Consider the following 9,176-nt stretch of genomic DNA (forward strand, 5'->3'; position numbering starts at 1 on the left):
TGGTTACGTGCTAAAAGACAGCGACGGTACGCCCGAGCTGATCCTGATCGCCACCGGTTCGGAAGTAGGGCTGGCCATGGACGCCGCCGCCGAGCTTGAAAAGCAGGGCAAAGCAGTACGCGTGGTCTCCATGCCGTCGACCTACCGCTTCAACGGTCAGGACGCCGAGTACCGGGAAAGCGTACTGCCCAGGGCGGTCACCAAGCGCATTGCCATTGAAGCCTCGCATGCCGACTACTGGTACAAGTATGTGGGTCTGGACGGCCGTGTGATCGGCATGACCACGTTCGGCGAGTCCGCCCCCGCGGGTGAGCTGTTCAAGCACTTCGGCTTTACGGTTGAGAATATCCTCAACACTGCCAATGAACTGCTTGGCTAACAATGCCTGCGCTTAATGGCTTTTTATGGCTAGTGAGTTACTGGTTGATCGGTGAAGTAACGGTTTACGTTACCGGTCTACCGGTTTCATCCGGCGTTGTCGGTATGCTGTTATTAACCGCTACGCTTGCCGTTTGGGGGCGAGTCCCTTCGACAATTGCCGCCGCAGCGCAGCCATTAATCGGCCTGCTTGCCATGCTGATTATGCCGGGCGTGGTGGGCGTGTTTTTTATTCTTGATGAGCTTGCTGGCCAGTGGCTAGCCATTCTTTGTGCGCTGATTGTGGGTACGCTATTAAGCGTGACCACTACGCTGTGGCTACTTAAGTGCCTGATGGAAAAAATGCATGTCCGCTAATGCCCTGTTAAGCACCTTAAGTACGACGCCGCTGTTTGCCGTTGGGCTAACGTTAGCGGCATTTTTGTTGGGTAACCTGATTTTCAAACGATTAAAAAAGCCGACCTGGCTGCCGGCTATTTTGATCGCTGCACTTCTGCTTGCTGCCACGCTTGCCGCCATTGGCCTGCCGTATGACACCTATCGGCAGGACGCCGCTTGGCTGACCATTTTATTAGGGCCCGCGACCGTCGCGCTGGGTATGCCGCTTTATCAGCAGTTGCCGCATATTCGGGCACTATGGCGACCTCTTACCATCTGCCTGCCGATTGCAGCCACGCTGGCGGCTTGCTACGCCCTGCTAATTGCCTGGGTATTGGGTAGCTCACCCCTTATCCTCGCCTCTATTGCGGCAAAGTCCGTAACGGCGCCTATCGCGATTGGCATTACCGAGCAAATTGGCGGCTCGGTGGCGCTCTTGTTGGGCGCACTGCTGATTACCGGTGTGGCTACTGCCGCATTCGTCGGCCTTGCTGCACGATTTTTAAATATTGAAGACGAGCGCATTATCGGCTTTGCGCTGGGCCTAAACGGCCATGCGATCGGGACGGTAAGGGCGTTTGAAATCAGCCCGGCCGCAGGCGCCTTTGCCTCTCTTGGGATGAGTCTTACCGGCATTTTCACCGCCCTAATGCTGCCTTTCGCTTGGCACCTGATAGGCGCAGGTGGTTGAAATACGCTATTATTGCGAATGTTTTTTATTTATTGACGGTCACTGATTCATCTTCCAAGAGCCGCTTTCTTACATGGCTACATCTGCCTCTACACACACTGCTCCTACCTATCGCATCGCCATTAATGGTTATGGGCGTATTGGCCAGTGCGTATTGCGGGCACTGATTGAGCGTGGCGACTCACGTATTGAGGTCGTCGCTATCAATGAGCTTTCTGACCTCGCGACGATTACCTACCTGACCCGTTACGACACGACTCATGGTCGCTTTCCAGGAAACGTCGAGAATGACGGTGAAGCGTTAGTGGTCAACGGGCAACGCATTCAGGTGCTATGTGAAAAAGACCCACGCCAACTTCCCTGGGAAGCGCTGCAGGTTGACCTCGTGCTTGAGTGCTCAGGTAGTTTTAAAGATCGCACAACAGCCGAGCAGCATTTAAGCGCTGGCGCAAAACGCCTGCTGTTTTCACAGCCAGCGGAAAACGATGTGGATGCAACGATCGTGTGGGGAATTAATCAGCACGAGCTGACACTCTCTCAGCGCATCCTATCGGCGGCCTCGTGTACCACCAACTGTTTGGTTCCTTTGCTTACCGTACTCGACGAAGCGCTGGGGCTGGAGCACGGGGTAACCACGACCATTCACTCTGCGATGAACGATCAACCAGTGATCGATGCTTACCACCAAACCGATCTGCGCCTGACACGCTCGGCCATGCAGTCCATTGTGCCGGTGGACACAGGGCTTGCGCGCGGCATCAGCCGTTTGATGCCGCATCTGGAAGGCCGTTTTGAGTGTTTACACGTCCGCGTTCCCACCATTAATGTTTCGGCGATGGATGCCGCGCTAACCGTACGCCGCGACACCAGCGCCCAGGAAGTCAATAACCTGCTGCATCACGCCAGCCAGCAACGTCTTTCGGGAGTGCTGGGCTACACCGAAGCACCCATGGCTTCCATTGATTTTAATCACGACCCACATTCCGGCATTTTCGATGCGACCCAAACCCGCGTCGCTGGAAAACGCCTTATCAAACTTTTATGTTGGTTTGATAACGAGTGGGGCTTTGCAAACCGCATGCTCGATATTGCCCAACGGTTAGCCGTGCTTTCCCGAGAGCGCGCCGCTTAGTCGTACCGGCTAACTATCACTATCCGATTCACCGCCTGGAAGACGAGGAAACCGCTCACATGAACGTGCAAAAAATGATGGATCTGCCTTTGGAAGGGCAACGCGTACTGATTCGCGAAGACCTGAACGTGCCGATTAAGCACGGCAATGTCTCAAGCGATGCACGTCTGAAAGCGGCGCTGCCTACCATTCAGGCGGCGATGAAAGCGGGTGCTAAAGTCATGCTGATGAGTCACCTTGGCCGCCCAACCGAAGGTGATCCCGCTGATGAGTTCTCACTCGCCCCGGTAGCCAAACATTTAAGCGACCTGCTAGGCCAACCGGTCGAGCTGATCAGCGACTATCTTGAGACACCGCCGACACTTGAAAATGGTCAGGTCGCGTTGCTTGAAAACGTTCGCTTTAACATGGGCGAAAAGAAAGACGCAGAACAGCTCGCCAAACAGTACGCGGCGCTATGTGATGTATTTGTAATGGATGCCTTTGGCACCGCCCATCGCGCTCAGGCCTCTACCCACGGCGTTGCTCGCTTTGCGCCCAGCGCATGTGCGGGCCCGCTGTTGGCGCAAGAGCTCGATGCGCTTGAAAAAGCCTTGGCTAATCCGGCGCGCCCCATGGCTGCGATTGTGGGCGGCTCCAAAGTCTCTACCAAACTTGATGTGCTCAATTCGCTGTCGGACAAGTGCGATCAACTGATCGTGGGTGGCGGCATTGCCAACACCTTTATTGCCGCAGCAGGCTATAATGTGGGCAAATCGCTCTATGAAGCCGACCTGGTTCCCCAAGCGAAGGCACTGATGGAAAAAGTCTCCATTCCATTACCCACCGACGTTGTCGTGGCGACCGAATTTTCTGAATCAGCCGATGCGGTGGTTAAACCAGTCGACCAGGTTAACGACGATGAAATGATTCTGGATATTGGCCCTGAAACCGCCGCTCATTTGGCCAGCATGCTCAAAGACGCGGGCACCATTTTATGGAATGGCCCAGTGGGCGTATTTGAGATTGACCAGTTTGGTAAAGGCACGGAAGTTATCTCCCAGGCCATTGCCGATAGCAATGCATTTTCTATTGCGGGCGGGGGTGATACGTTAGCCGCCATCGATAAATATGCGATTGCGGATCGCGTCTCGTATATCTCAACCGGGGGCGGTGCTTTCCTTGAATATGTTGAGGGCAAGCAGCTGCCTGCCGTTGCCGCGCTCGAAGCAGCCGCCAAACGCGGTTAACATTAAACGAATTGAACCTGCATATTTTCGCACTCGTTCACACTGATAACTAAAGAAGGTGACCCCATGGCTTTGATCAGCATGCGTCAGATGCTCGACCACGCTGCCGAATATGGCTACGGTATTCCGGCGTTCAACGTTAATAACCTTGAGCAGATGCGCGCCATCATGGAAGCAGCTGACGCGACCGATTCGCCCGTTATCGTTCAAGCCTCTGCAGGCGCGCGTAAATACGCAGGCGCACCTTTCCTGCGCCACCTGATTCTGGCTGCCGTTGAAGAGTTCCCGCATATCCCAGTCGTTATGCACCAGGACCATGGCACCAGCCCTGCCGTGTGCCAACGCTCTATTCAGCTGGGTTTCTCATCGGTCATGATGGATGGCTCGCTGGGTGAAGATGGCAAAACACCGACCGACTACGCCTACAACGTTGATGTGACACGTCGCACCGTTGAAATGGCCCACGCTTGTGGCGTTTCCGTTGAGGGTGAGCTGGGCTGCCTGGGTAGCCTCGAAACCGGCATGGCCGGTGAAGAAGACGGCATTGGTGCGGAAGGCAAGCTGGATATGGAACAGCTTCTCACCGACCCGGAAGAAGCCGCCGAGTTTGTTAAAGCTACCCACGTAGATGCCTTGGCCATCGCCATCGGCACGAGCCATGGGGCGTATAAATTCACCAAGCCGCCGACAGGCGATACGCTATCTATTCAGCGTATCAAAGAGATCCACGCGCGTATTCCAGACACTCACCTGGTCATGCACGGCTCCTCTTCTGTACCCCAGGAGTGGCTTGAGGTGATCAACCAGTACGGCGGCGAGATTCCGGAAACCTACGGCGTGCCGGTTTCCGAGATCGTTGAAGGCATCAAGCACGGCGTACGTAAGGTCAACATCGATACCGACCTGCGCCTGGCCTCTACCGGCGCCGTACGTCGCTTTATGGCTCAGAATCCGTCTGAGTTTGATCCGCGCAAATTCCTCAAGGAAACCGTTACCGCCATGCGCGATCTGTGTATCGCTCGCTACGAAGCTTTTGGTACCGCGGGCAACGCCAGTAAGATCAAGCCGATCAACCTTGAAGAGATGTTCAACCGCTACGAGCGTGGCGAGCTGGATCCGAAAGTTAAATAAATTCAAGCATGACGTAGGTTAAAAGACGGCCAGTTGGTCGTCTTTTTTGTGGTTAACACGCAGCCGATGCACACAAATATTGCGCCGCAGCATAAAGAAGCCAACACTGAGCAGACGTTTATCTTCGGAGCTAATTTATGAAGCACGCGATACCGACTGCCTTAATTCCCATGCCTCCTTTCGCCATGATGGCTACTTGGAAAGTCGGCCTGATGGCCTTCGAGCTTTGGACATCGTCCCTTTCGACGATCAACCAACGTCATCAGCTATAGCAAACGCAGCCGTTTTTTAGCCCAAGCATGATGAAAGAGAACCAGCGTATGGTGACGGAGAAACTTGAAGCCAGTATGGAGGCGGGTTTCGCCATGCAAAAAACGTTACTGAATATGCTCAGCGGACAACATGTGCCCTGGTGGGTCACCAGCCGTCAGGCTATGCAGCCTTATCACCTGCGTAGCAGTGCCAATTCGCGCCGTTTATCGCGCTAGTCGTAACGGACCCAGGCCCGTTATCACTTGGCCTATAACGGTGCCTCGCCGGTTATCGCTATTTCTTCGTTAACGCATCGTGCATAACGGGTTTATTGCGGCACTCGCTACAAAAAATTACGAAACAGTGTTCACAAAAGCCTAAAAATCTCGTTCAATAGGCATTTGGTAGGCTTCAACCAACACTGGTAGCGTTTAAGTCGCTGCAAGGAACCACAATGCCGCTCCCACTTTTGCTATTTGACTGTGATGGCACCCTCGTCGATAGCGAGCCTCTTTTAGCTGAAGAAATGTCGATAGGGCTTAACTCTATAGGACTGCCCTTCGTACCAGCTGACTACCTTGGTGAGTTTCGGGGAGCCCGGTTCCGACGCATCGTGACCGAGTTACAACAACGCTACGGCGAAGTGGACCCTGACCAACTCGCCCACATGGAAGGCGCCATGCGGGCCAATCTGGCTAACCGCCTTGCTGAAGAGCTGACACTAATACCTGGCGCCAGAGAGGCGCTGGATAACTTGTCAGACTATCCAAGTGCCGTTGTTTCCAACGGTCCTGAAACCAAAATTCGCACGGCACTTCAAGCCACCGGCCTAAACGATTACTTTGGGCATCGTCTGTTTAGCGGCTATACCGCTAACTGCTGGAAGCCGGAACCCTGTTTGCATCTGCACGCAGCCAGTATCATGGGCTATAGTGCGCATGACTGTATTGCAATTGATGACGCCTTGGTGGGTGTTCGTGCGGCACTTGAGGCCGGGATGACGGTCATTCATTTAAATCGCTTTCCCGATGCCGAAGAGACGCCAGAAAACGCTATCATGATTAGTAATATGTACCAGCTACCCACCGTTATTGAGCGCCTTTACCAAAAAGCCTGGAGCCTCCCCATGCCACAACGCTCAGTAGGAGGGTGACAATGGCCTCTTTACGCGACCAGCTTGGTGGGCTTGTATACTCAACGGAGCATGGTAAAACGTGCCCGGAGTGCCGTGAGGCACTGGATGCCTGTAGCTGTGAGGAAAACAGTGAGCAAGCACGCCTTGCTGCGCTGGATGGTGTCGTACGCATTCGCCGTGAAACCAGTGGTCGTAAAGGTAAAGGTGTTACGACCATTAGTGGTATCCCACTGCCCAGCGCGGAACTAAAAGCGCTGACGAAAACGCTTAAAAAGCGCTGCGGCACGGGCGGAGCCGTCAAAGACGGCATCATTGAGATTCAAGGCGACCATCGAGATACGTTACGAGAAGCACTAACCGCGCAAGGTTATCAAGTTAAGCTAGCTGGCGGTTAATCCGTTTCTCTCATCAGGCCTGCTATAAGGCAGGCCGTTAAAAGGCAAGGCACTGCAATGGTTTGGCTGGAATACCTGCTACCGCTCATCTTCTTATTTCCCATGGCTGCGATGGGCGGCATCGTATTAGCCCTGCGCAGCCTGCATGATGCGCGCGTTGAGTCGCCTTTTGATGCGCCACTGCGTGAACCAGGGCAAGCATTACGCCATCGCCTTGATCAGGCCTTCTCAAGTCTTTTCTTAAATGGTGCTTTAGGTCCGATTATTAGCCTGGCCCCGTTGGTATACGGCATGGGAAGAATGTTGTTTGTCAGTCAACAAGATTGGGTGGAGTGGGCACTCTATGGCCTGTTAAGCACCCTGCTTGTGTTAACGTTTTCCTTGTTATTGATACGTGACTACCAGCGCATCCGGCGGCTAAAACTTGGTCTTGCTTGCGAACTGGCGGTTGGCCAAGAGCTTGAGCGGCTTATTCGTCCTGAGGCGCATCCTTACTACGTATTCCATGATGTACCAACCGACAGTTTCACTATCGATCACGTGGTGGTTACGCCGTATGGTGTGTTCGTGCTGGAAACGCGGGCACGTGCATTAGCCATTGGCTCAGACGGCCGAGAGCTTAATACCGTGGCGGTTGAACGCGAGCGTTTACGCTTTCCTCATTGGCATGAGCGCCGCCCTCTTCACAAGACACGTCAAGCCGTTAGCTGGCTCACGCAGTGGCTTGAACGGCGCTGCGGTGTGCCGGTCCCCGTACGGGGCGTGCTCGTATTGCCCGGCTGGGAAATTGACACTACCGAGGCAACAGGCGATGTGCTGGTGGTCAGTGGAGAGCAGCTTGCCAAGCAGCTCACTGACCTCAAACCTGGCACGCTAAGCGATCCGATTCATGACAAGATCATTTATTTGCTAATGGAAAGGGCGAGGCTGGTAGAGTTACGTCATCTCCGCCAGCCATCGGTCTGATGCGTTATTGCTTAATCGCCGCGTAAACGCCCCCCCATCTCCTGAGCAAGATCAACTGCATAGTGGTCGGTCATCCCGCCGATAAAGTCCAGCATGCGTCGATAGCTATCGTAAAGCGGCCAGGAGGGCAGCGGCGTATTCTCTCCTATTAGCGCCAGTACACGCTGATGCTTGAAGGATGACTGTCCGGTATGGTGCAACTCATGAGCGGCGCCAATAAAAGCCTCCAGTAGAATGCCTAGAGTGGTGTAGGCGCCAATCTCTAGTTTGGCCTTACGCTCATTTTGGAAAATACGCTCGCGGGCCAGCTGCTTCGCTGCCTGTACGCCCCAGCCTAAATCCGGGTGGCACAGCTCAAGCAGATCCTCTTTTAGCGTGCCGTTTAACAGCGCCTGTTCATGCTGCACAAAAACCGCACCGACATCGTTAACCGCACGCTCCATGGCAGCACCGCGTAATAGGGCAATACGTCGGCGCTGCGATACCTGACGCTCCTCCATATCCGCATACTCAGGCGGAAACTCCCCAGCCACTTGACGAAGGATTTCCACGACTTCTTCATAACTTAGAATGCCCATTTCCAGGCCATCTTCCAGGTCCAGCAGGGCATAGCAGATATCATCGGCCGCTTCGACTAGCCAGGCCAACGGATGGCGACACCAGCGCTGGTCCCCCTGAGGCAGCAGACCCACTGCGTCGGCGACCTCTTTTAAGAGCGCCTGTTCAGACTGATAACAGCCAAACTTACCCGCTCGCCCGCTATAGCGCACGGTCCAGGGGTACTTCAGCAAGGTTCCAAGTGTTGCGGCCGATAAACGCATACCGCCGTTAAACTGGTTATATTCGATCTGGGTAATAACACGAAAGCCCTGCGCATTGCCTTCATACGTGAGCAGGTCTTCCCGCTCGGCTTCTGACAAGCCATCCAGCAAGCCGCTACCTTGTGCGCGGCGAAACCAGTCGCGGATCGCGTACTCTCCGGCATGACCAAAAGGCGGATTACCAATATCATGGCCCAAACAAGCGGTTTGTACGATAACGCCCATATCAGCAGGCGTAATCCATTCTGGCAGGCGATCATGTAACAGCTCACCGACAATCATGCCTAAAGAGCGGCCCACACAGCCCACTTCCAGCGAGTGAGTCAAACGTGTGTGGATATGATCATTTTCAGTTAACGGATGTACCTGGGTTTTACGCCCCAAGCGGCGAAAGGAACCTGAAAAAACAATTCGGTCATGGTCTTTATGAAAGGGGCTACGGCCAATTTCGCGCGTGTTATCCGGGCGTTGATCGTGCAGACGTCGTGGGGAAAGTAACTGGTCCCAGCGCATTTGTGTCATGGCAATCCTCCTTAATGAGTGCATTTTGACACAGATTGGGTGATTAACGTGAGGCTATGAATAGTGAAGGGTAAATTGTGAGGAGTCAGGTAACTAATTAAGCGCTTTCTATTCACTTTTAAGATGAGATCTCATTTTCCACACAT

Annotated in this window: 11 protein-coding genes; 10 read left to right on the plus strand and 1 reads right to left on the minus strand. The window is 54.0% G+C overall.

Features of this window, described 5'->3' with window-relative positions; genetic code table 11:
• From ACT3T7_RS18200 to ACT3T7_RS18245, 10 genes are all read left to right on the plus strand, one after another.
• The coding region (locus ACT3T7_RS18200) for a transketolase-like TK C-terminal-containing protein (protein WP_444631892.1) at window positions 1–379 on the plus strand (379 nt) is incomplete at its 5' end.
• A 2-nt stretch (window positions 380–381) separates the two neighbouring features.
• The gene (locus ACT3T7_RS18205) at window positions 382–735 is read left to right on the plus strand and encodes a CidA/LrgA family protein (protein ID WP_444631894.1); all 354 of its coding nucleotides are present in this window, start codon (window positions 382–384) and stop codon (window positions 733–735) included.
• Window positions 725–1,447 (plus strand): LrgB family protein, encoded by a 723-nt coding sequence (locus ACT3T7_RS18210; protein WP_172118903.1) that lies wholly within the window; start codon window positions 725–727, stop codon window positions 1,445–1,447. The genes ACT3T7_RS18205 and ACT3T7_RS18210 overlap by 11 nt, the downstream gene beginning before the upstream one ends.
• A gap of 73 nt (window positions 1,448–1,520) precedes the next feature.
• On the plus strand, window positions 1,521–2,579 hold the full coding sequence (locus tag ACT3T7_RS18215) for a type I glyceraldehyde-3-phosphate dehydrogenase (RefSeq protein ID WP_444631896.1): 1,059 nt from the start codon (window positions 1,521–1,523) through the stop codon (window positions 2,577–2,579).
• Window positions 2,580–2,638: 59 nt separating this feature from the next.
• On the plus strand, window positions 2,639–3,808 hold the full coding sequence (locus ACT3T7_RS18220; protein ID WP_172118905.1) for a phosphoglycerate kinase: 1,170 nt from the start codon (window positions 2,639–2,641) through the stop codon (window positions 3,806–3,808).
• A 66-nt stretch (window positions 3,809–3,874) separates the two neighbouring features.
• Window positions 3,875–4,939: a class II fructose-bisphosphate aldolase gene (fba, locus tag ACT3T7_RS18225; RefSeq protein WP_172118906.1), complete on the plus strand. Its 1,065-nt coding sequence runs from the start codon at window positions 3,875–3,877 to the stop codon at window positions 4,937–4,939.
• A 320-nt stretch (window positions 4,940–5,259) separates the two neighbouring features.
• Window positions 5,260–5,427: a hypothetical protein gene (locus tag ACT3T7_RS18230; protein WP_319941298.1), complete on the plus strand. Its 168-nt coding sequence runs from the start codon at window positions 5,260–5,262 to the stop codon at window positions 5,425–5,427.
• A 218-nt stretch (window positions 5,428–5,645) separates the two neighbouring features.
• A complete protein-coding gene (locus ACT3T7_RS18235; RefSeq protein ID WP_172118907.1) occupies window positions 5,646–6,344 on the plus strand; it encodes an HAD family hydrolase in 699 nt (232 codons plus the stop codon).
• 2 nt (window positions 6,345–6,346) lie between these two features.
• On the plus strand, window positions 6,347–6,721 hold the full coding sequence (locus tag ACT3T7_RS18240; protein ID WP_444631897.1) for a translation initiation factor Sui1: 375 nt from the start codon (window positions 6,347–6,349) through the stop codon (window positions 6,719–6,721).
• Window positions 6,722–6,778: 57 nt separating this feature from the next.
• On the plus strand, window positions 6,779–7,687 hold the full coding sequence (locus ACT3T7_RS18245; protein ID WP_087109891.1) for a nuclease-related domain-containing protein: 909 nt from the start codon (window positions 6,779–6,781) through the stop codon (window positions 7,685–7,687).
• Between the two features lie 11 nt (window positions 7,688–7,698).
• On the opposite strand, the gene ACT3T7_RS18250 is transcribed toward ACT3T7_RS18245, so the two are convergent.
• The gene (locus tag ACT3T7_RS18250) at window positions 7,699–9,030 is read right to left on the minus strand and encodes a deoxyguanosinetriphosphate triphosphohydrolase (RefSeq protein WP_444631898.1); all 1,332 of its coding nucleotides are present in this window, start codon (window positions 9,028–9,030) and stop codon (window positions 7,699–7,701) included.
• Window positions 9,031–9,176 lie beyond the last annotated feature (146 nt).

The organism is Halomonas sp. 111 (assembly GCF_052379685.1).
Lineage (GTDB): Bacteria > Pseudomonadota > Gammaproteobacteria > Pseudomonadales > Halomonadaceae > Vreelandella > Vreelandella citrativorans.